A 23,803-nucleotide genomic window follows, 5' to 3' on the forward strand; every position below is an offset into this window, starting at 1 on the left:
TCACCTTATTTCAATTTCTGCTGCCACTTATAAATTTGATTCATTACATCCATGGGTGTCATCCCCATTAAATTAAGTTCTTTTAATTGGTGCAAAATCCGCCGATCAACACTCGATTCTTTTTTCTCAGGCTGAGTGGCAAATAATTCAAGTTGACCATTATCTTCAATGACTGGTGCAGCCTCTTTCTTTACCGGTGCCGCTTCATTTATCTTCGCTGATATTGGTTCTGTATGGTAATTATCTGTTGCCGGTTTAGGCGTATTCGGTATTTTTACATCCTTTTGCTCTAATTTTTGCAAAATAGTATCTGCACGTTTTAACAATGAGGATGGCATTCCTGCTAATTTAGCCACGTGGATTCCGTAAGACTTGTCTGCAGGGCCTGCACTTACCTTATGCAAGAATACTAACTCCCCATCTTTTTCCGTTGCCCCTACATGAACATTTTTAAGCCGCTTCAAGCTATTCTCAAGCGCTGTCAGTTCATGATAGTGAGTTGAAAATAGCGTCTTGGCACGAACATGCTGATGAACGTACTCAATAATCGCTTGCGCCAATGCCATCCCATCATAAGTTGCGGTTCCCCGGCCAATTTCATCAAAGAGAATCAAACTACGATCTGTGGCATGGGTCAAAGCATTATTTGCTTCCATCATTTCAACCATGAAGGTACTTTCACCAGAGATTAAGTCGTCAGCTGCCCCAATTCGGGTAAAAACTTGATCAAAAATTGGCAATTCAGCGGATTTGGCAGGAACAAAACAGCCAATTTGTGCCATTACCGCAATCAATGCTAGCTGACGCATATAAGTACTCTTCCCTGACATGTTTGGCCCAGTAATCAGGAGAATATCTGTATCTTCTCCCATCAAAACATCATTAGGCACATATTCCTGGTGTCCCATAAACTTTTCCACAACTGGGTGACGACCATCTTTAATTTTTAATACGTGACCAGTATTCATTTCAGGACGGACAAAGTGGTAGTCTTCACTAACAACCGCAAAGCTTTGGAGTACATCTAATTCCGCAAGTTGTTGTGCTAATTTTTGCAGGCGTGTAATTTGTCCCTTGACTTGTTCACGGATTTTAACAAAAATATCATATTCCAAGGCTGTTGACTTTTCTTGCGCCCCCATTATCAATGCCTCTTTTTCTTTTAATTCTGGAGTAGAAAAACGTTCAGCATTAACTAATGTTTGTTTACGCTCATAGCGATCTTTAGGAAGCTTATCAAGATTAACTTTTGTAACCTCAATATAATAGCCAAATACATGATTATAACCAATTTTAAGGTTATTTATGCCCGTTAATTTCCGTTCATGTTCTTGCAGATCTGCAATCCACTGTTTTCCATTATTCATCGCATCACGGTATTGATCTAATTGGTCATTATAGCCATCCTTAATTACGCCACCTTCAGTAACAGCAATTGGCGGTTCTTCAACAATTGATTGATCAATTAAATCTGCCACATCGTTCAAGGGATCCAATTGTTTTTGCAATTCTTCAAAGACAGGTGAATCAAGGGTTTCTAAAACGTATTTTATTTTAGGAACTTGCTTTAAGGAAGTCTTAAGTTGAATAAGATCACGGCCATTAACACTTCCATAGGCAACCCGTCCTGCTAAGCGTTCAAGGTCATATACCTTAATTAACTCTTGTTGTAAATTACTTCTCTCAAAATAGTGGTCTAATAACTCTTGAACTTTATCTTGTCGTTCACTGATTGCATTTTGATTAATCAACGGCCGGTCAATCCACCGTTTAAGAAGACGACTGCCCATTGCTGTTTTCGTCTCATCCAAAAGCCATGCCAAGGTCCCCTGACGCTTCCCACTTCGCATATTGCGCATTAATTCAAGATTTGTTTTTGAATAGTGATCGATCTTCATAAAAGAACTTGGTTGATATGCAATTGCTTTCTGCAGGTGGGCCAAAGAGCGCTTTTGGGTCGTTAATAAGTATGACACAAGTAACGCAACAACGTGCTGTTGGGCTTGATCATCAAGGTCTTGAGTAAGATAGCTAATCTCAGCATTTTTAAGGACCGTTGGTTGATGTGATTGAAGGATATTTCGTTGCTTAAACTGAGTTGTTATTTCAACTGGCAACTCACCATCTACAATTACTTCTTTGCTTTGGAGATTAACCAATTCATTGACCGCATCATTTGCATTATTTAAGCTTGTCGTTTTAAGCTCCCCAGTCGATAAGTCGGTATAGGCAATACTAAATACCCCATTTTGTCCACTAATCGCTGCAAGATAATTGTTATCACGTGCTTGTTCACCATTTAAATCCATTTGCGTTCCAGGCGTAATTAAGCGGGTAACGGCTCGTTTAACCATTCCCTTCGCCTTTTTAGGGTCTTCCATCTGTTCACAAATTGCTACTTTATAACCGTTATCAATTAAAATATCAATATAGTTGTTAACTGCGCGATGGGGCACTCCACACATTGGAATTGGATTTTTCGCACTATGGTTTCTCGTTGTTAATGTTAGCTCAAGAAGTTGCGCTCCTTTAACCGCATCGTCATTAAATAGCTCATAAAAATCACCAAGTCGGTAAAATAAAAAGGCATCCGGATATTGATCTTTTACCTTTTGATATTGTTCCATCATTGGTGTTGTTTTTTTTGCCACTAAATTTCACCCCGTTAATATATTTTTTAATCTTAATAATAAACTAATTATATTTTTTGTCTAAATTTACTGCAAGATCTCTGTTAATGATGGATGTTATTTAAAATAATAAAGAGACTGAAGGTTATACCCAGCCTCTTTATAGGAACTGAAAAATCAGTTTATTTAGCATAATCAACTGCTCGAACTTCCCGAATAACGGTTACTTTAATATGTCCTGGATATTCTAATTGCTTTTCAATTTTGTTCTTAATATCATGTGACAAAGTTGTTGCCTGCAAATCAGAAATCTTCTTCGGTTTGACAATCACGCGAAGTTCTCGACCAGCTTGAATTGCATAACTATGGTCGACACCATCATAACTGTTTGCTATGCTTTCTAGTTTCTTTAAACGTTGAATGTATTGTTCTAATGACTCGCTTCGAGCACCAGGACGGGCCCCTGAAATTGCATCTGCTGCTTGTACAAGAACAGCAATTACAGAATTAGCAGGGACATCTCCATGGTGAGAAGCAATCGTATTGATAACCACTTTATTTTCTTTATACTTGCGGGTTAGTTCTACACCTAACTCAACATGTGAACCATCAACTTCATGATCAATTGCCTTCCCAATATCATGAAGGAGTCCAGCACGTTTTGCTAATGTAACATCTTCCCCAAGTTCAGCAGCCATAATTCCGGCTAACTTAGCAACTTCGATTGAGTGGTCTAAGACATTTTGACCGTAACTAGTCCGGTACTTCATTCTTCCAACCGTCTTAATTAGGTCTGGATGCATTGAATGAATTCCTAGATCAAACAATGCTTGCTCACCAGTCTCTCGTAGTTGAGTGTCCATCTGCTTACGAGCCTTATCAACAGCTTCTTCAATTCGTGCAGGATGAATACGACCATCTTGAATTAATTTTTCAAGCGCGATCTTAGCAATCTCACGTCGTACAGGATCAAAGCCGCTCAATACGACAGCTTCTGGCGTATCATCAATAATCAAATCAATACCTGTTAATGTCTCTAAAGTTCTAATATTTCGACCTTCACGACCAATTATTCTTCCCTTCATATCATCGTTAGGAAGATTAACAACCGAAACAGTCGTCTCTGAGACAACATCCGCAGCACTACGCTGAATTGCTTCAACAATTAATTTCTTTGCATTACGTTCTGCAGAAAGTTCCGCTTCTTGTTCACTGTCACGAATCATTACTGCTCGTTCAGTTTTTAACTGTTCTTTTACTTCAGATAATAATAACTGCTTAGCATCTTCTTGTGACATTTGAGCGACTTTTTCAACTTCTTGTTTGCGTTGTTCAATTAAGGCTTCTGCTTGTTCCTTTGATTGATGAAGCTGCTCTTTTTCTTGATCTAATTTACGTTCACGAACGCCAACTGCATTCTCTCTTTTTTCTAGAGCGCTATCCTTATGATCTAAAGAAGCCTCTCGTTGGAGTAATCGATCTTCCTGTCGTTGGACCTCACTCCGCCGCTGTTTTAACTCATCTTCCACTCTCTCGCGGTATTGATGACTCTCTTCTTTCGCTTCTAAAATAGCTTCTTTTTTCGCCGTTACTGCTTCTTGTTTTGCTTTAGAAATAATACCTTTAGCATCATTATGTGCTTCTGCAACTTGTTTTTCATATGAAACCTTGCGAATTACATAGCCGACAATAATTCCGACAACCATAGCAAGCGCGGCGAACATTAAAATTTTCACTATTTCACCTCCGCTTCAACTATTATGTTGTTGGTATGAATAAATTAATTTCACCGTGTAACGTCAAAAAAACATCACACAAGTTAAATTTTAATCTTGCCACACTAAGGTGTCAACTATTGAATTTATCAATTGCTTAAACAGCCATCATAAAAAGGGAAATCCCTAATATTCAGCTATTAATGCTAAAAAATTAGGGAATTTCGACTTCAAATATTATTATTTATTCTTTACTTGCTTCTTCGATTGTTTCTTGTTTATTTTCACCGGTCTTACCACTGGCTTTATCATCAGTAGTTTCTTTCGTTGACTTTTCATTTAACGGTTCCATCCCATTTGCAACACGAACTTTATCCATTAATTCATTCATGCTGTCTGGATGTTCTTTAAGCCACTTTTTAGCATTTTCACGACCTTGCCCAATACGTTCGCTACCATATGAGTACCAGGCACCGCTCTTATCAACAAGATCGTTTTCAACTGCCATATCTAGCAATTCACCAGTCTTAGAAATCCCCTCACCATACATAATGTCAACTTCACAACGTTTGAATGGCGGAGCAACCTTATTTTTAACAATCTTTACTTTAGCTTTATTTCCAATAACATCCGTACCATTCTTAATTTGTTCCGCACGACGAATTTCCATCCGAATAGTTGAGTAAAATTTAAGTGCCCGTCCACCAGTTGTTGTTTCAGGGTTACCAAACATCACTCCCACTTTTTCACGGATTTGGTTAATAAAGATAGCAATTGTCTTTGTCTTATTAATTTCACCGGAAAGCTTCCGAAGAGCCTGAGACATCAAACGAGCTTGTAATCCAACATGAGTATCACCCATATCACCATCAATTTCAGCACGAGGAACTAATGCTGCAACCGAATCAACAATTACTAAGTCAACGGCCCCACTTGAAATCAATGCATCTGCAATTTCTAATCCTTCTTCACCACTATCAGGCTGTGAAAGTAATAGGTCATCAATATTAACACCTAAGGCTTCTGCATATTGAGGATCAAGAGCATTTTCGGCATCAATATAGGCTGCTGTCCCGCCTTGACGTTGTACTTCCGCTACTGCATGCAACGCTACAGTAGTCTTACCAGAACTTTCAGGACCATAAATTTCAACTATCCGACCGCGAGGATATCCACCAATTCCAAGTGCCTTGTCAATAGCAAGGGAACCACTAGAAACTGAAGCAACCTTCATATCAGTGGCATCACCCATTCGCATAATAGAACCCTTACCGAAGTTCTTTTCGATCTTTCTGATAGCAACATCTAATGCTGCTTTTCGTTGGTCAGCCAAATCAAATTCCTCCTTTTTACGGTTTATCCGATAACTAATAATAACAGTTTTAGCCAAAAAAACAAGAAAAAAGTGAACAAAAGTTCGTTTGTTTTTTTAGTTCACGGTAAATTAATTGAAGTCCATACTGAACACTTAATGTACGAATCGCCTGTCTTCCAACATAGGATGCAAGATGTAATTGAACGGTTTTAGTTGGGCGTCCCTTCATTGCTAGTCCAATCCAGACCGTCCCTGCTGGTTGTCCTTCTAACATATCTGGGCCGGCCACACCAGTAAAGCCAATTCCCACTTCAACATTTAATTTTCGTTGACACCCTTCAGCCATTGCCGCAGCAGTTTCAGAGCTTACTACCCCATACTGGTCAATCGTGTCGTGGGGAATTCCTAATAACTTTTCCTTTGCACTAGCAGCATAGGTAACAAAACCACCATTAAAAACAGTCGAGGCTCCTGGTACGGAACAAATAGTACTTTGGAACATCCCCCCTGTTAAGCTTTCTGCTGCTGTCAATTTCCACCCGCGATTTTTTAATTGTTCAACGACGACTTTAGCAAGTGTAAGGTCATCCCCTACTCCAAAGAAAAATGGTTCTTCAACTGCAAGAATTGCTTTTTGTGCCTGGTCAATTTTTTCTTCAGCTTCAATCACCGGTAAGTTACGCACGGTGAGCCGAACCTGGATTGCCGTTGGTTGAACATAAGAAGTAATGCTTATCCCTGGTATATCGTTAGTAGCATCTTCAATTTCATCCATTAATTGCGACTCCGGCCGCCCTAAAAAGTTTAATGCCCGACTAGTAATTTGTTTTCTTGTTTGAAAATATTGCTGGAGTTTAGGAACCAAGCTCTTTTCAACCATTGCCTTAAATTCGGCGGGTGGTCCTGGTAAGACAACCACAACTTTCCCCTTAGTTCCATACCAACATCCTAGAGCAAGCCCCACAGGATTAGCAAGCGGCTCTCCTCCCCGTGGATACTGGGCTTGACGAATATTTTCTGGCTCCATTTTTATTTGTCGTTGTTCAAATGTTTTTTGAATCCATTTCCAGTGTTCTTCGTCAGTCTGCAACTCTTTTCCTAGGGTTTTAGCAACTGTAGGCATCGTAATATCATCTGCAGTTGGTCCAAGTCCCCCGCAAACAAAAACTAATTGAGCACGAGTCAAAGCGTGATTAATAACACGCTCTAACCTTTGTGATTGATCGTCAACAGTTGTTTGATAGGTAGCCGGTAAGTCAAGTTGGGTTAGCCTGTTAGCTAAGTACGCGGCATTAGTATTAACTATTTGTCCGAGGACTATTTCAGTTCCTACTGAGATAATTTCTGCATCCATAAAACTCCATCCCCTATTAATATATATACGTAAAGTATAGTCATTTTCACTAAAATCTTAAAACTATGAATATAAAAAACATGAGGGTGAGAAAAAACTTTTGTTTTTTCTCACCCTCCATATCCTATTTAAATCCATCCGAAAAGACATCGCGTCCCTGAATGAAGTAATCTACTCCAGAATAAATAGTAAAGAACAAGCAAATATATAACATAATTTGACCAAATGGAATATTCCAAATAGCAAAAATAACATTATTTAAGAGTAAGAAGATAATCGCAATAAACTGAGTAGTTGTCTTAATCTTCCCCGGCATTTTAGCGGCCAATACTACCCCGTCTTGTTCCACTAACAATAAGCGTAAGCCCGTAACAGATAATTCTCGCCAAATAATGATTGAAGTTACCCACGATGGAACAACACCATTTCCAGTTAAAACGATAAATGCAGTCATGACAAGTAACTTATCAGCAAGCGGATCAGTAAACTTCCCAAAATTAGTTACAAGATGGTGTCGTCGTGCAATTTGTCCATCAAGATTATCAGTAATTGTTGCGGCAATAAATAAAATAGCAGCAATAAGCTGGGCCATTGGAATAGTTGCTCCCCAAAAGCTTACAGCTCCCCAACTTTGTAATGGCAGAACCATTAATAATAAGAAAAAGGGAATAATAATTAAACGTATAACAGTTAGTTTATTTGGTAAATTCAATGTTCTAACTCCTTTAGTCCTCTTATATTAACGAGTTGGTTGATTATTTTGCTGACTAGCACTTGTCTGAGGACGACTGTTATTATTAGCAGCAGATGGTTGCGTAGCATTATTAGGACGAGCCGAGGATGAAGAAGCTTGACTTGAACTACTTGCTGAACTGCTGCTTGTTTGGGCATTACCAAAGTTAATCGTTACATTCCGCGTGTTTTGGTAACGGCCATTATTAGTAAAGTCGATTTCTTGATTACCGAGCTTTAACTTTGTTGCTCGAGCATTGCCGACCGTAATTACTAATGAAGTTGTATCACGACTTATTTTTACACTAGTTTTTTCATTGTTATTCAAAGTTTTGTTTAATAAGTCATTATTATTTGCCCTTACCTGCATCCATGAACGATCACTTGGTTCAACTTGTAGCGTTGTATCTTTAGTAAGTTGACTTGCTGTATAAGTAACGCTTGTGTCATTCCGATTAGGTGCTTCTTGGAGCTTGATTGCTGTCGATTTGCTCTGCTTTGTACTTGCCTTTTTAGCAGAGGTAGCGGCCTTCTTACGACTCTCTCCAGAAACAGATACCGAACTATTATCAATCCGTGTAGAGGAATCGCGATGGTTGCGAGCAATGGCCGTAATCCAGATCGCTGCCAACACTAAAACAATCACACAAGCAATAATAATCGTTGGCATGTAGTTACGAACCTTGTCTACGCTCCCGCTAACCGTCTTCCGTTGGTTCGCACGAGTTTCAACCGCTTGAGCTAAATGATCGGAATACTCTTCCGTTTTAGTCTGTGGTAATTGATCATCATATTTTTGCAATAATTCATTACCATCTAAGCCTACCGTATTGGCATATTGCTTAATGAACGCACGAACATAAAAGTCACCAGGAAGTTCATCAAAATTTTCATCTTCAATCGCGATTAAATACCGCTTTTGAATCTTAGTCATTTGTTGAAGGTCATCAAGGGTATAGCCCTTTTCTTCCCGTGCTTTTCGTAAAATTTTACCGATTTCAAGTCGTTCTTGATTGTTCTCGTTCTCACTCATTATTCTATCTCCATTTTCATTTATCTTTACTCTTGGATATTATATCATGCTCAATTATATATTAGCTTATCGGAATAAATCTATAGGAAAAGTTTAGTTTATTGATGTTGCGGAACAACTTGGTATACCGAAATACCTTGCGGAGTAATAAACTCCTTTGCAACTTGATAAAGATCATCAATCGTAATAGTTTCCAAGGTCGCTATCTCATCCATCAAGCTAGCGCCAGCAAAGAGGTCTCCAGCATAACGATTAGCAATTGCTTCTGGCGAATCTAATAAGCCAATTAACCGTCCTAGTTCTGCCTTTTTAATTCCCTCAAACCTTGTCCGCGCCGCTTCAATTTGCTGATCAGCACTTTCAAGAATATCAATAACCTCATCTGCAAAGCGTTCCATCTGATCAGTATCAGAGCTAAAGTACGCAAAATGAAAGCCCCGTTGCATTTCAAAGTTGTAGCTAAACGTGTCATCCAATGTTTCATTGTTGTACAAACGCAAATAGTTATCTGAAGTATCGTCAAACAAAACATCTAACAAAAGATCAATTGCTAATTTGTAGTGGAGCCGTTCTTTACCATCATCAAATTGCTTGGTCCCTCGTAAGCCTACCATCACTTTAGGACGAACAATATCCATCGTTAATGAACGGAATGGAATTACATCATGAGCAGTTGGATCGTTCAGGCTAAATAACCGTTGGGGTGTCTCTGCGGGAGCGAAAATCTTTTGTTCTTGATTTTGCTTGATCCATGCCATTGTTTCTTCTGGATCTAAGCGTCCTACAAGGAAAAGGTTCATATTGGTTGGTTGATAGAAAGTCCGATAACTATCCATCAGAATTTCTGGTGTAATATGACTGATTGATTCAACCGTTCCCGCAATATCAATCCGCATTGGATCTTTGGGGTACAAATTACCTAAAATACCTAAGTAAAGCCGCCAACTCGGGTCATCCTCATACATTTGAATTTCTTGGCCAATAATTCCCTGCTCTTTCTTCACTGTTTCTGCAGTAAAGTATGGATCTTGAACAAAATCCAATAGAACATCTAAATTCTCATGGAGATTACTGGTCGTCGAAAAAAGATAACTTGTTTGGGTAAAACTAGTAAAGGCATTTGAATCAGCTCCTAGTTTACCAAACAAATCAAAGGCATCATGATCTTTTTTCTCAAACATTTTGTGTTCAAGGAAGTGGGCAACCCCGTCTGGAACAGTAATAGCCTCCTTTTGATGGTACGGTATAAAATGATCATCAATGGAACCAAAATCTGCTGTTAAAATAGCATATGTCTTATGGTAGCCTTCCATTGGTAAGAGCTGGACTTTCAAACCATTTGATAATTGTTCACGGTAAATGGACTGGTTAAATTTTTGATAAACTTCTCTATCCATATAATTATTTCTCACCACTTAATAAATAAACTGCCTGAAGCTTCATCTGTTTAGCAACACGCATAACGTCAGCTACGGTTACTTTTTTTATTTCGGTAACAAAGTTCTTATCCGATTCATTAACTAATTTGGTAACTAATTGTTGTTCCAAAACATTACTTGCCAAATCGTGCCCTGCCCGGTATTGGTTAATCAAACTATCTTGAACTTCACTTAGCGTCTCAGTAGTAAAATCACCATTTTGTAAAGCGGTTAATTGTTCCTGAATCATATTTTGAACTTTTTCTTGATCACTCGCTTGAATTCCCGTTTGAACACTTACAATCCCATTGAATGGAAGAAGCCGGCTAGAAGCATAATAAGCTAAACTAGCTTTTTCACGGACATTCGTAAAAAGCTTTGAATATGGCGTGCCACCAAAAAGTCCATTAAAAACCAAGCCAGCATAGTAATCGGCATCATGATAATAGACAGGTAAAGAATATGCCAAATTTAACTTTGCCTGATTTACTTGTTGATATTCTGTTTTTCTCTGAACTTGATCATACAATGCTTGATGATATAAAGGTGACTTGTTAACAATATCGCGATCTTTAAAAGGAAGCTTAGCAACAACTTGCTGAGCACACATCGGATCAATGTCACCTAACACAAAAATATCAATTTTATCTTTATTAATCATTGAATGATACGTTGAAACTAAACTTTTAGCATTTAGGTTCTCAAGATCGGCAATTTGACCGAAACTAGGTACCTTCATTACAGAATCATTTTGGTAGTACAAGTCCATAAGACGTTGATTAGCCAAAAATTGTTTATCGTCATAAAGCGACTTTATCGCACTTTTTAAATTATTAGATTGAATTCTAAAAGTAGGACCATCAAATTCCCCATCATCGATTAGCGGATGGAAAATGATCTCATTTATTAAGCCACTAATCTTTTCAAATAAATCTTCATCAACAAAGCGATTATTGACAAAACTCGCTCGTAATCGGACAGTATGCAATGTCCCCAGCCGGTTAACATATAAATTAACATAGGCACCATATAAAGATGCCAATTGACGAGCCAAAGCCGTCTGTGTTGGATAGCGATGCGTGCTGGTCTCTAATAGGTTTGCCAATAAATTTCGTGCAGTAGCATTCGTTGGTGTTTGCGGAGTCGCAAAATCTATTAAGACGTGATTCATCTTAAATTGTTTTGTGGGTATAATGTGCAAGTCCACGCCACGAGCAAGATTAAAATCCACGTTCTCTTTCTCCCTTCAATATAAAATGCAGCAAGAGGGATTCCACTAGCTGCAACCTAGTTACATTCGAATTATCATACTGAATAATGATACGTTAAATATGAGTAAATTACAAACCGATTACGTAAATTCATCATATTTTTATTAATTTGTTTGTAGGAAATAATAAAGGGCAGAAACCATTTTCAAGTCCCTGCTCTTTTATTTAGTGTTATCTGGTCCCAAGTAATTACTATCTTGACCAAACCATTTTTCATTAAGCTTCCGTAATTCACCGTTTTTTTGCAAATTACCTAAACCTTGATTAATTTTCTTCTTTAAGGTCTTGTCACCTTTCCGCATTCCCACTGCAAAATGTTCCATTGGCAACTCTTTGCTGATGTAAGTGCGGTATGAATTACTATTTGGTTGGTGCTTAATATAGTAATTAGCATAAACCTCATCCATTAAAATTCCTTGAATTCGATTTGCATTTAAGTCAATGAATGCATTAGGAAATGTATCATAAAGAACTGGTGTATGGTTCTTTATTTTATCTTTTAACAACTTTGGCTTCTCATCCAAAACGGTTACTCCCGTTGAACCATTCTGCACTCCAAGTGTTTTACCAGTCATTCCGTTCAAATTTTTAATGTTACTCTTCTTTTTAGTTACTAATATCTGCCGATTCTCTAAATAGTAACGACTAAAAGCAACTTTTTTGGCACGGCTAGGATTAACAGAATAACCATTCCATAACAAGTCAATCGTACCGTTTTTTAGCTCCGTCTCTTTCATTGACCAATCAATTGGCTGAAAATCAACCTTTATCCCATACTGCTTAAAAACAGCCCGGGCAAGATCGACATCATAACCAACCAGCTTGCCATTCTTTTGGCGAAAACCCATTGGAACAAAGCTATCATCAAGGCCAATAATCACTCGTTTCCGTCGCTCGATCCGGTTCCATGTATCTTGCGTATCAGCACGCTTCGTTACACTTTCACAGCCACTAAGAAGGAGAACAGGCACTACTAACAAAATAAGTAACCAAATTGCTTTCGCTTTTTTCATCAGTATTTCTCCTCTCACTATTTATTCTGACGTTGATCAAGTGGTTGTACTCGTAAAATATCATCAGCAATATCTTCCGCAAATTCTAAATCGTGAGTAACAATTAATTGAGTCATTCCGTCCTTCTTTAATCCCAAAATAATATTAGCCACATCTTTTCGGAGGTTTGGATCAAGCGCTGATGTTGGTTCATCATAGCACAAAATTTTAGGCTTCATTGCCAATGCACGAGCAATGGCAACCCGTTGCTTTTGTCCACCCGAAAGCTGGTAGGGGTACAATTTTCCTTTTGTATTAAGGCCTAATTCTTCAAGCAGTTTTTGCGCATCAGCAATTGCTTCTTGTTTATCCTTTTTCAATACCATCATCGGCGCTAACGTGATATTCTCCATTACCGAAAGATTTGGGAAAAGCTTAAAATCTTGAAAAACCACACCGATTACCCGGTCAGCTGAATCTGTTCCCTGAGGGTCAAATCGACGACCGTTAATGAAAAACTCACCACTATCAGGAGTTTCCAGTCCAGTAATGCAACGAAGTAAGGTCGTTTTCCCAGCACCTGATGGACCAACAATACAAAGAATTTCACCATCTTTAACTGTTAAATTAACCCCATCTAAAATTTGCCGATCGCCAAAACTCTTTTTTAAATTTCGAACTTCTAACATTTAGATCCCCTCCTTTACTTGAAGTATGCATAACATTTTTCAACTTGCCGCAGAATTAATGTACAAATTCCTACAAGGATCAAGTAGATTAATCCAACTAACATCAATGGGACAAGCGTGACATCCCGTGAAGTAGCTACATTTCCTGCACGAAGTAGGTCACCGAGACCAATTACGTAAACTAACGATGAATCTTTTACTAAGTTAATAACTTCATTCCCAATTGATGGAATAACGATTTTTATTACCTGGGGAATGATGATCTTGCGAAGAGTTTGCCAGTAGCTTAAGCGTAAAACACGAGCTGCTTCAAACTGACCTTGATCAACAGATTGGAAACCACCACGGAAAATTTCAGCAAAATAAGCTGCATAGTTCAAAATAAAAGCAACTAGGGCGGCATCGTAACGTTCAAAAACAATGCCAATAATTGGTAATCCATAGAATACAAAGATCAGTTGAAGCAGCAAAGGCGTTCCCCGCATTAACCAAACATAAATTTCTAATATCCACTTCAGAGGTTTGATTTTAGAAGTAAGTCCTAAGCTAACTAAAATCCCTAATGGCAGAGATCCAACTAATGTCCAGAAGAAAATTTGTAATGTAAGAGCAGCCCCCTGGAATAATGAAGGTAGAATTTCACTTATATATTGCATTGACATTTACTATTGCCTCCTTAAATTATTGACTAATAGAAATAACAGGAAAAGAAAAAATCCTCTAGGAGATACCTCCTAGAGGACGAGTACATCGTGGTTCCACCTCATGTTTACAAACATTTCGCAATATTTGCCTTAATAAGTCTATTTTAATGAAACAAAAAACACCCTCGAGCCTAAACTGGCTACGAGGGCGTTTCCGCGGTTCCACCTCATCTTGCTATTTTCTCACGAATAATAGCCTTAGTGAGTTCATTAAAATAAACTCCGCGCTGTAACGGGCTTCCCCGGGTCTTCCTACTATGGCTTTCAGAAGGCCAACTCACAGATGTGATTCAAGCCGAAACATTGATCCCTTCCCATCATTAAGGACTCTCTTCGCAATGCTTAAAGCTCTACTGGTCTGTTCACTGTCATTTATGATGTTGTAAATATCCTATACTGGAATATCTATTGTGTCAAGCACTAATTTTAAATTTGATCATCGTCTAATGCCCAGCGATATATTGCGCGAATTGGCCAGAAGAGGACAACAAAATAAATTAAATTCAATGCTAACGTTGGAGCAAGCGTATAAATAAGATAGTCGCCAAAACCAACATTAGTAATATTTACTAAATAATATGCCCAATAATTAAAGGTCTCAAAAATGACAATATCAACAAAGAAAATCATAATCATCGAAAGAAATGATGAACTAAAATAACGAGATAAAATTTTAGTTATTTCGACTACTAATGGATACAAGAAAATATACAATCCTAAAATTCCCGAAAAGTATAAATCGTAAACTGCACCGGCAGCAATTGCAAATGGAATTAATGGAATCTCAATATCATCTTGAAAGAAATACGATAAGACTAACCATAGTAAGACAAGTTCACTCACCATTGAATAGGGATAACTGAAAAATAATGGTGCCCACACATGGCTTAAGGCGCCGTCCAAAAACAGACATACAAATAAACCAATTGGGAATATATATTTTAAGCGTGATAAACGATACATAATTTATCACTCCTGTGAGGCCGCTTCAGCAACTGTAACAATATTAATATCATTAAAGTCCGTTGCTGGAGTAATATAGATTTTCTGGGCGAGACCATAATCATCTTTACCGACACGTGACACGCGGCCAACATAAAGTCCCTTAGGTGTCACACCACCCATTCCACTGGTTACTACTCGGGTACCTTTTTTTATTTTAGCTTTAGAAGTTACTTGTCCCATTTCAAGCTCGTTATTTCTTGCATTATATCCGGTGATAATCCCATTAATCACCTTCCCATTTTGACCATTAAGGGTAATTGCAAAACGGTTTGATGATTCACTGGTATCACTCAATAATTCAACTTTGCTATTAGTTTTATTTACTTCTGTAATCCGACCAATTAACCCACTACCACTCATAACGGGCATATTCTTCTTAATACCACTAGATTGCCCCTTATTAATCACGAGTTGTCTTTGCCACGAAGAAGGTGTGCGCATTAACACAGCCGCTGTAACTGTATTATAGTCGGTCATTGAATTATTAAGTTTTAACTGTTGTTTTAATTGTTTGTTTTCATGAGCTAAGGTCTGATCACGGACTTTAGTTTGTGCTAATTCAGTTACTTGCTGTTTAAGTTCACGGTTTTCAGAATAAGTATTCATCAACCCATTTATTGAACTCACACTTGTCTGTGCCCAATTTACAGGGAGAGCAACTGCACTATCAACAAAGCCAACAATATCATTTCCAAATTGTTGGATTATCGGTGGTGTATTTCGCCTATTCCGTAAAGAAACAGAACCTGCCATTAGTCCAAAACAGATAACTAGAATTATCACAGCAATAACTAATCGGCGATTGGAAAAAAATTTCTGCATTATGACCCTCCAATGCTTACACAAGGTAATTAAGACGGGGCCTGCCAAACAATCCTGCTTGGCAATCAGCCCCGTCAATCATTAGTTAGTACTAATGATGATTCATCGCTGACGTCATTGTCAGAGAATCATTTTACTTTTTCTTCATTACATCAATACTCTTTAATGACTCGCCGGTACCAATAGCAACACAGTCAAGGGGATCATTAGCAATGAATACTGGTACTTTGGTTGCATCTGCAATAACATCTGGTAAATGCTTTAATAATGCGCCTCCACCAGTTAATACAATCCCGTGATCAATAACATCAGCAGCAATTTCTGGGGAAGTTTCTTCAAGTGTTCCTTTAATTGCCGTAATAATGCTATCAACAACATCTTGGAGGGCCGTTGAAACATCTTTTGCAGATACTTGCATTGTCTTTGGCAATCCAGTTACAAGATCACGACCGCGAACTTGTGTTGTTCCCATTTCTTCAGCAGCTTCAACAGATGCAGATCCAATATCCCACTTAAGCTTTTCAGCTGTTCGTTCACCAATTAATAAATTCATATGTTGGCGAACATATTGAACAATCGCATCATTCATCTTATCACCAGCCATTCGAATTGAACGACTTGAGACGATACCACCTAATGAAATGGTAGCAACATCAGTAGTACCGCCACCAATATCAACAACCATACTACCAGTTGGATCCATAACTGGTAAACCTGCTCCAATGGCTGCTGCAAATGGTTCTTCAATAACATAAGCATCACGAGCACCTGCAACTCGAGTAGCATCAATCACTGCCCGTTTTTCAACTTCCGTGATCCCACTAGGAACACATACCATAACATATGGCTTACCATTATTTCCTAACGCTTTATCAATGTAATACTTCATCATTGCAACTGTTGTGTCGTAATCAGCAATAACACCGTCTTTCATTGGTCGGATAGCCACAATGCTTTCTGGCGTCCGTCCGATCATGTCACGGGCATCACTGCCAACAGCGATTACTTCGTTAGTCTTAGAATTACGCGCAACAACTGATGGTTCTCTTAATACAATACCCTTACCTTCAAGGTAGACAATTGTATTAGCAGTTCCAAGGTCAATGCCAAGATTTTTTGTTCCAATTCCTAGCAATCTGCTTCTTCCCTTCGTCTTAAAATCAAATTAATATCGTGCATATTATACCATAGCCACTCGGTACATACGAACATTAATATACATTAATAAGAACAAAGAAAGCGTAATTATTGCAACAAATTAAAAGTTTCTTTACTTTTTAAGCTTATTAACGAGACTAGCTTCACGCCAACTATGGTATGTATCGCGACCAACAATGATAAAGTCAACTAAATGAAGCCCAATAATCTCACATCCTCGTTCTAAGCGGCGAGTAAAAGATTCGTCCTGCTTGGAAGGATGAATGTCTCCCGTCGGATGATTGTGGATCATAATAATTCCTTGGGCTGAACACCGGAGCGCATATTGAAAAATCTTATCAGGATAAAGAATACATTCGCATCCGCCGCCTACAAACAAAATTTTCCAATCAATTATCTCGTTATGGATATCTGTACAAGCAATACAAACACTTTCTTGCTCCTCGCTTTGAAAATGGTCAACCATCTTGCGACCTAATTCGATGCTCGAATAAGCATGGCCGATAATTTCTTCGTGACTTTTAGTTACTATCTCCCCTAATTCAATGGCAGCAAAAAAGTTAAGCATTTCTGGCGCCCATTCATTTATCTCACTTTTTTCAACACGTGAAAGCCGTTTAATTGCTAGAGGATTAGGACACTTACGTAAGAAACGTTGACATAATTCCTGCTTCTTTGTTCCCAGTTTATCAGGAATAGCCGTCCAGACTAATTTTGTATATTCGTTAATCACTTCATTTTCCATAAATAAATAATTCTCCTTTTTACACTCTATATATTTAAATACGGAAAATTTGTGCTTTTACACTTTTTAATTTAAAAAGAATTTACGAACATCTGAAACAAAATAAAGAGAACCAGTAATAATCATTACATCCTCCGCACTCATTTGACTTGCCACCTGCCCGATCCCTAATCGCCAGTCGTTAATAATCCGGATGGGATATTTAGTTGGAATATCAGCAACTGCTTTTGCTAAGTCTGCACTTGGCCTTTTAGGACCGGGACCAGCAAAGTGAGTAACGACTAAGTGAATATTTCCCAAGCTTGCTAATTCACCAAGCATTAATTCATATTGCTTATCAGCCAGAATCGCCACCAAGAGGTAAACTTCCCGATCGGCAAAATTATTCTTAATAGTATGAATAAGGGCCTGGACACCAGGAAGATTATGAGCGCCATCTAATAAGACCAAGGGAGTAGTATTTATTTCTTCTAATCGCCCCGGCCAAGCAGCATTTTCTAATCCCGCGATCAAAGCACGACGATCAATTGCCAGTTCATGTTTCTCCATAAAAAGCTCAACAGCCATCAAAGCAACTGCTGCGTTTTCTATCTGATAGTCGCCCGGCAAGCCAAGAATTGTTTCTATTTTTTTCAGATTTTTTCCTTGATACCGAATTTTTGCGTGGAACTGATGACCATTAAGCTTGTGAACAGTAAAGTCTTTTTCTAATTCAAAAACCGGGGAATTTTTCTCCTTTGCATCTGCGAGAATAGTTTCGCGCGCTTCAGTTGGAAGGTCACCTAAAACAACTGGGACGCCTTTTTTGATTATTCCCGCTTTTTGGGCCGCAATCTTAGCCAAAGTATCACCTAAATACTTCATATGATCCCAGCCAACTGTCGTAATCACGCTAACAACTGGCGTAATTACATTGGTAGAATCATATAGCCCCCCAATCCCTACTTCAAGCAATACAACATCAGGCTTCTTTTCAGCCATGTAGCAAAACATTAATGCTGTATCAATTTCAAATTCAGTTGGTCCGCCTGTTTCCAATGTATTATCAAGTTTTTTGACAACTGGAGCAATTTTTTGAACTAATCTTAAAAGGTCAGCATCGCTAATTGGGATTCCATTGTACTCAATCCGTTCATTAAACCGCGTAATAAAAGGCGATGTAAAACTTCCAACAGTGAGGCCGCTTTCCAATAAAGCAGACCGCATCATTGCAACAGTTGATCCTTTACCATTAGTTCCTGTGACGTGAATGTATTTAAGTCCTTCTTGTGGGTTTCCTAATTCTGCCAAGAATCGTTTCATCCGTGTGAGTGTTGGAATTTTCTTGAATTGTGTTCGTCCATGAATAAAAGATAATGCTTCATCATAAGTTTTAATCATTTATTTCACCCTTTATTTATTATAGCCATACCTTTTAGCATATAAGTATAAAAACGAGGCTGTTGAAAAAACAAAAGTTTTTTCTCAGCCTCATTCATTTTCTAGTGATATAAGTCAAAGCGGCCTTTAGCAAATAGCTCTTTCAAACCACCTGTTTCTAACAAGGAACGGTCAGCAATAATTTTCTTCATTGCTGAAGCAGGATATCCACGTAATTCATGACCCATTGCTTCACCAAATGCCCGTGTATTACCAACGGAAGCAACTGTTCCTAATGACTTGTAAGTAAATGACTTAGCTTCGTGCTTGCCAGTCTTAATACGGCTAACAATGTCTTCCGCCGTGTAATCAGCCATTGCTAGGGCAATTTGTGCAGTAGTTGGATATGGGCGTTTACCATCCGGTGGCATTACAGCAGCAACATCCCCAATAATGTAAATATCATCGTGCTTAGGATCTGTTAAGTGGTCAGTAACGATTACCCGGCCACGTTTAGCATCAAAGCCACATTCTTCCATTAATGGATTACCACTTACTCCGGTTGTCCAGATGATTGTACCAGCATTAAGGGACTCTTCATCATCATCTCCATGCTTGTAGATGACCTTGCCAGGTTCAATCTTGCTAATCCGCGAACCATCAAGTAGTTGCACATTAAGGCTCTTAACAAGGTTTACCCCATATTCGGCAAGTTTTTCACTAAACATTGGAAGTAATCTTGTTGAAGCTTCAATCAGCGTAATTTTAATTTCATCTGGTGAAACTCCAGCGATTTTGGCATAACTTGCTCGAGCGTCAACAAGTGCCCCTGCCAATTCAATTCCAGTAAATCCACCACCGCAAATAACAATTTGAAGATCATCAGGATTGTGAGTGGTACGATAATCTTTCATTTTGGCAATGATATGGTCATAAATTGCTAAAGCTTCTTTAACATTAGTCATTGGTAATGCATTTTCTTCAGCACCAGGAATTCCAAAGGTTTCTGAAACAAAACCGAGCCCTAATACACAATAATCATAGTGCAGTAGTTCTTCATGACCAGCAAGCTTAACCGTCTTTTTATCAGGATCGATCTTTACAACTTCATCTTGAATAAAGGTAGTAATTTGTGGATTAATAACATCACTAATTGGATAAGTGATCCTTGAAGCACTTTGCGTTCCCGCAGCAGCTTCGTGTAAATCAGTAGCTTCATAATGATAATTATTACGATCAACTAATGTAATATGAACATTAGTTTTCAGCTTTTTTTGTAATAATACGACCGTCTTTAAGCCAGCGTAACCAGCTCCAAGTACAACAACTTCTTTCATTACTATTCATCCCTTCATCAATAGTCCTATTTATTATAACATTTCTAAACTATCTAGATACCCTCATCTGCCATTTTTAACGTCCGGTAATGTTCGTTTGTTTTTTGTAATTCTACCGGGCTACCTTGCATTGTAATTTTACCATTTTCAATAAAAACAACTTGATCCATCATTTCTATTCCTTGTAAATGGTGAGTAATCCAAATCAAAGTTTTTCCTTGTAGCTGCTTCATAAATGTCTCAATTACCTTTTCTTCTGTTACCGGGTCTAATCCGACAGTTGGTTCGTCTAAAAGGAGAATGGGTGCATCCTTGAGTAAAATCCGTGCAAGAGACAACCGGTGACGCTCTCCGCCAGAAAATCGTAACCCTGCCTCATCAACCATCGTATGAAGTCCTTTTGGCAGTCGTCTAATCATAGCGGCCAACCCAACGCGTTCAAGAACATCCCATACTTGATCCTCTGTCGCATTCTCGTTCCCTAAACGAATATTATTTAAAATTGTGGTATGAAATAGATATGGTGATTGGTGAACGATTCCAATATAATTCGAAATCTCATCACCAAATTCATCCGTTGGCACATTATTAAGAGTAACAGTGCCTAAAGTAGGCTTCCGGTCTCCCCGAATCAAACTAGCTAACGTACTCTTTCCAGTCCCACTACGACCAAGAATGGCAAGCTTTTCACCTGGATTCACATTAAGGTTAATTCCCTGCAAGATCATCTTCTCCGTTTTGGGATAGCGATAATAAACATCCGTAATTTTAAGATGATAAGGAGCAGCAATATCAATATTAGTCTTAGAAGGAGCTGGCGGTTGCGGCAATTCATTCAATCGCTTTAATGAATCCGTATATACATTAGTTTCTTGAGCGGCTGCTGGCAAGCTAGACAACACTTCATCAAGGGGAAAGACACAAAGGACAAAGGCCGCAATCCAATTTGCACTGCCTCCCCAATGACCGCCAAAACGCGCTGCTCCCCATATAATAAGACTAACAACCACTAATAAAATCATTACCTGAAGGATAAAATCACGCCAATGTTCAAAACGTTTCATCGCTTTTTGAGATGCTAATACGTTTTTCTCGCTTTGGTCATAGTGCTGCAGATAATCCGCACTTCGCCCCGCAAATACCCAGTCTGTAATTCCCATGATATTATCAGTAAGATCAGCATACAAGGTATTGGTATATTGCTTTTCTAGTTGCTGGCGCGCACCATTAACAAGCACTGACCACACGGGAACAGCAATAATGATTAAGCCGAATAGAACTAACATTAAAAGTCCCATAAGCGGAGAGATTATCCCCATTCCAATAACGATAATGGCATAAAGCCCAAATGCAACTAGCATCGGAAAAATCGTTCGTAAATACAAATTTTGAATATGGGCAACGTCTTCTGAAAGTAACCCAAGAATGTCTCCAATTCGATACTTACTATTAAAGAAAACGGCATCCTGCTCTAACGAATCATAAAGCTTTTTACGAAATGCAGAAGTCATTTTAAGAACCCAATTATGACTAACCAATCGTTCAAAATAATTAGTCACCGGTCTAAAAATCCCAAGGGCACGTGTAAGAACGATGGGAACATATACTAACAAAATATTAAAAGGCATCGTTGCGGACTTACTGATTAAGTAGCCCGCGGTGAACATCAATCCACTAGCACAAATAAAGGTAACAATCCCAAGGGTAATTGCTAATACCAAGGTCCACTTGTAACGCTTCAGGAAGGGTTTCACCCACCGATCATGTTTCATTGCTTTAAGTAAAGGAATCTTATTCATGGGTTATCTCCTTTCCCCGTGTTTGGTCCATCAGTTCTGTAAAGTAACCATGTTTATCAAGCAATTGCTGATATGTTCCTTGTTCAATTAGCTTGCCATTCTTCAATACCAAAATATAGTCCATCTGCTTCATCCAATGCAAACGGTGGGTAGCAAAAAAGACTAACCTATTTTTCATTAAAGGAAGCATTCTTTTTTTCAACTCTAGTTCGGTCTCAATATCGAGGTGGGCGGTCGGCTCATCAAGAATCATTACCCGGCGTTCTGGATCAAGGAATGCTCGAGCTAAAGCAATTCGCTGTGCCTGACCACCACTTAATGCTCGGTGGCCGCTGCCAATCATTGTCTCTAAGCCTTGAGGTAATTCAGCAACAAGATTATCTAAGCCGACAACATGAATTGCTTCTTTTATTTTATCTTCACTGACATTTGGAGTATAAAAGGCAATATTATTTTTTAACGTATCTGCAAAAATATAAGGAGTCTGTGGAATGTAGAGAATCTGTTTTTGCCAGTCATAGATATCCAAAGTCGTTACTTTTTTTCCTTGAATGGTAATTTGACCACTTGTTGGCGCCAAAAAGCCACTCAAAAGATTAATTAAAGTTGTCTTTCCGGCTCCACTCATCCCAATAATGCCAATTTTTTGATTTCCCTTAACTGTTAAATCAAGGTTTGTTAATTCACTGCCATTTTGAGGATACATAAACTCAACATTCTCAAGACTTAACTCATCTACTCCTGTCCACTGGTGTAATTCAACAGTCGGCCTCTTTGGTAATGGCATCTCAAGAATTCGCCGAACAGCATGAAATGAATTTTTACCATTCAACGTTGCATGATAATCACTTGCAAAGTTCCTAATCGGCAAAAAATACTCAGGTGCCAAAATCAAGATTGCTAATGCCGGGAATAGCAATAAGTGACCGTTGATTAACCGTAAGCCAAGAAAGACCGCTAAGATTGCAATAGCTAATGTAGTGAAAAAATCAAGAGCAAACGTTGATAACATCGCTACTTTAATCACGCTCATTGTTGATTTTCGAAAACGCTCACTTGACCGATAAATACTTTGCGAATACTTCTTACTAAGGCCAAAGTACTTCAATGTGTCAATTCCCCGTAAAGAATCAATAAAGTGATTAGACAATATTTGAAAAGCTGCAAACTGTCGATCCGCCTTAGCCTTCGCTGCATAGCCTAAAATAATCATAAATAAAACAATCAAAGGATAAACTAACAACATAACAATGCCAGAAATCCAATCAAACCAGAAACAGACAACCAAAATAATGACTGGAACAATCATCATGCTGATTATCTTGCTATAAATAAGTCGAATATAATTTTCAACTTCTTTAATACCATCAAGAGCCAAAGTAACCATATTACCGGTTCCCTCTCGCTGAACAATTACTGGTCCAAGTGCAAAGACTTTTTTTAATAATTGCTGACGAAAATTTTGAGCAGCACCAGCTGAATACTTATCAAGCCAATTATTACCGATTTCGGTTAACCCATGGCGCAAGAGGTAGCAAACAACAAATCCACTTAAGCTATATATTTGACTTAGGAGCGAATGTCCTTGCCATAAACCTGTTAGTAAAGCAGCCAAACTCAATCCCTGACCAAGGATAAGAAAAGCTTGCAGGACATAAAGCCCCACAAGCTTGATCATGATATGTCTGCTCCCCTCGATTTTGAAGAGTAGTCGATCAATCATAA

General features: G+C 38.5%; 19 protein-coding genes and 1 other annotated feature. All 19 genes read right to left on the reverse strand.

Annotation, left to right across the window (positions count from 1 at the left end; translation table 11 throughout):
* Positions 1–5: 5 nt before the first annotated feature.
* A complete protein-coding gene (mutS, locus tag CBG10_RS02760; protein ID WP_094511592.1) occupies positions 6–2,651 on the reverse strand; it encodes a DNA mismatch repair protein MutS in 2,646 nt (881 codons plus the stop codon).
* Positions 2,652–2,812: 161 nt separating this feature from the next.
* Positions 2,813–4,354, reverse strand: coding sequence for a ribonuclease Y (gene rny, locus CBG10_RS02765; RefSeq protein ID WP_011953420.1), 1,542 nt, complete (start codon positions 4,352–4,354; stop codon positions 2,813–2,815).
* A gap of 235 nt (positions 4,355–4,589) precedes the next feature.
* On the reverse strand, positions 4,590–5,678 hold the full coding sequence (gene recA / locus CBG10_RS02770; protein WP_003666667.1) for a recombinase RecA: 1,089 nt from the start codon (positions 5,676–5,678) through the stop codon (positions 4,590–4,592).
* A gap of 49 nt (positions 5,679–5,727) precedes the next feature.
* Positions 5,728–7,014: a competence/damage-inducible protein A gene (locus CBG10_RS02775; RefSeq protein WP_094511594.1), complete on the reverse strand. Its 1,287-nt coding sequence runs from the start codon at positions 7,012–7,014 to the stop codon at positions 5,728–5,730.
* A 124-nt stretch (positions 7,015–7,138) separates the two neighbouring features.
* Positions 7,139–7,726: a CDP-diacylglycerol--glycerol-3-phosphate 3-phosphatidyltransferase gene (gene pgsA, locus CBG10_RS02780; RefSeq protein ID WP_003666663.1), complete on the reverse strand. Its 588-nt coding sequence runs from the start codon at positions 7,724–7,726 to the stop codon at positions 7,139–7,141.
* A gap of 27 nt (positions 7,727–7,753) precedes the next feature.
* On the reverse strand, positions 7,754–8,779 hold the full coding sequence (locus CBG10_RS02785; RefSeq protein ID WP_094511596.1) for a helix-turn-helix domain-containing protein: 1,026 nt from the start codon (positions 8,777–8,779) through the stop codon (positions 7,754–7,756).
* A 98-nt stretch (positions 8,780–8,877) separates the two neighbouring features.
* Entirely contained in the window at positions 8,878–10,176 is a 1,299-nt protein-coding gene (gene yfmH / locus CBG10_RS02790) for an EF-P 5-aminopentanol modification-associated protein YfmH (protein ID WP_019252398.1), read from the reverse strand.
* Positions 10,177–10,180: 4 nt separating this feature from the next.
* Complete coding sequence (gene yfmF / locus CBG10_RS02795; protein WP_094511598.1) at positions 10,181–11,428, reverse strand: EF-P 5-aminopentanol modification-associated protein YfmF; 1,248 nt, start codon at positions 11,426–11,428, stop codon at positions 10,181–10,183.
* A gap of 201 nt (positions 11,429–11,629) precedes the next feature.
* A complete protein-coding gene (locus tag CBG10_RS02800; protein WP_019252400.1) occupies positions 11,630–12,481 on the reverse strand; it encodes an amino acid ABC transporter substrate-binding protein in 852 nt (283 codons plus the stop codon).
* A 17-nt stretch (positions 12,482–12,498) separates the two neighbouring features.
* Positions 12,499–13,149, reverse strand: coding sequence for an amino acid ABC transporter ATP-binding protein (locus CBG10_RS02805; RefSeq protein ID WP_094501005.1), 651 nt, complete (start codon positions 13,147–13,149; stop codon positions 12,499–12,501).
* Positions 13,150–13,163: 14 nt separating this feature from the next.
* Positions 13,164–13,811, reverse strand: a complete 648-nt coding sequence (locus tag CBG10_RS02810; RefSeq protein WP_003666654.1) for an amino acid ABC transporter permease — start codon at positions 13,809–13,811, stop codon at positions 13,164–13,166.
* A gap of 183 nt (positions 13,812–13,994) precedes the next feature.
* Positions 13,995–14,228, reverse strand: a binding site (T-box leader).
* Between the two features lie 51 nt (positions 14,229–14,279).
* Positions 14,280–14,816 carry a rod shape-determining protein MreD gene (gene mreD, locus CBG10_RS02815; protein WP_003666652.1) on the reverse strand — a complete coding sequence of 179 codons (537 nt, stop codon included), beginning with the start codon at positions 14,814–14,816 and terminating at the stop codon, positions 14,280–14,282.
* Between the two features lie 6 nt (positions 14,817–14,822).
* Complete coding sequence (gene mreC, locus CBG10_RS02820; RefSeq protein ID WP_029507906.1) at positions 14,823–15,680, reverse strand: rod shape-determining protein MreC; 858 nt, start codon at positions 15,678–15,680, stop codon at positions 14,823–14,825.
* 133 nt (positions 15,681–15,813) lie between these two features.
* A complete protein-coding gene (locus CBG10_RS02825; RefSeq protein ID WP_003666650.1) occupies positions 15,814–16,815 on the reverse strand; it encodes a rod shape-determining protein in 1,002 nt (333 codons plus the stop codon).
* A 135-nt stretch (positions 16,816–16,950) separates the two neighbouring features.
* A complete protein-coding gene (locus tag CBG10_RS02830) occupies positions 16,951–17,583 on the reverse strand; it encodes a JAB domain-containing protein (RefSeq protein ID WP_094511600.1) in 633 nt (210 codons plus the stop codon).
* A gap of 66 nt (positions 17,584–17,649) precedes the next feature.
* Positions 17,650–18,963, reverse strand: a complete 1,314-nt coding sequence (locus tag CBG10_RS02835) for a bifunctional folylpolyglutamate synthase/dihydrofolate synthase (protein ID WP_094511602.1) — start codon at positions 18,961–18,963, stop codon at positions 17,650–17,652.
* Positions 18,964–19,064: 101 nt separating this feature from the next.
* The gene (locus CBG10_RS02840; protein WP_019252406.1) at positions 19,065–20,279 is read right to left on the reverse strand and encodes an NAD(P)/FAD-dependent oxidoreductase; all 1,215 of its coding nucleotides are present in this window, start codon (positions 20,277–20,279) and stop codon (positions 19,065–19,067) included.
* A 53-nt stretch (positions 20,280–20,332) separates the two neighbouring features.
* Positions 20,333–22,078 (reverse strand): thiol reductant ABC exporter subunit CydC, encoded by a 1,746-nt coding sequence (cydC, locus tag CBG10_RS02845; RefSeq protein ID WP_094511604.1) that lies wholly within the window; start codon positions 22,076–22,078, stop codon positions 20,333–20,335.
* Positions 22,071–23,801, reverse strand: a complete 1,731-nt coding sequence (gene cydD, locus CBG10_RS02850) for a thiol reductant ABC exporter subunit CydD (protein WP_094500994.1) — start codon at positions 23,799–23,801, stop codon at positions 22,071–22,073. Before cydD ends, cydC begins: the two co-directional genes overlap by 8 nt.
* Positions 23,802–23,803: the final 2 nt, after the last annotated feature.

This window comes from Limosilactobacillus reuteri (assembly GCF_002254085.1).
GTDB classification, from domain to species: Bacteria; Bacillota; Bacilli; order Lactobacillales; family Lactobacillaceae; genus Limosilactobacillus; species Limosilactobacillus reuteri_K.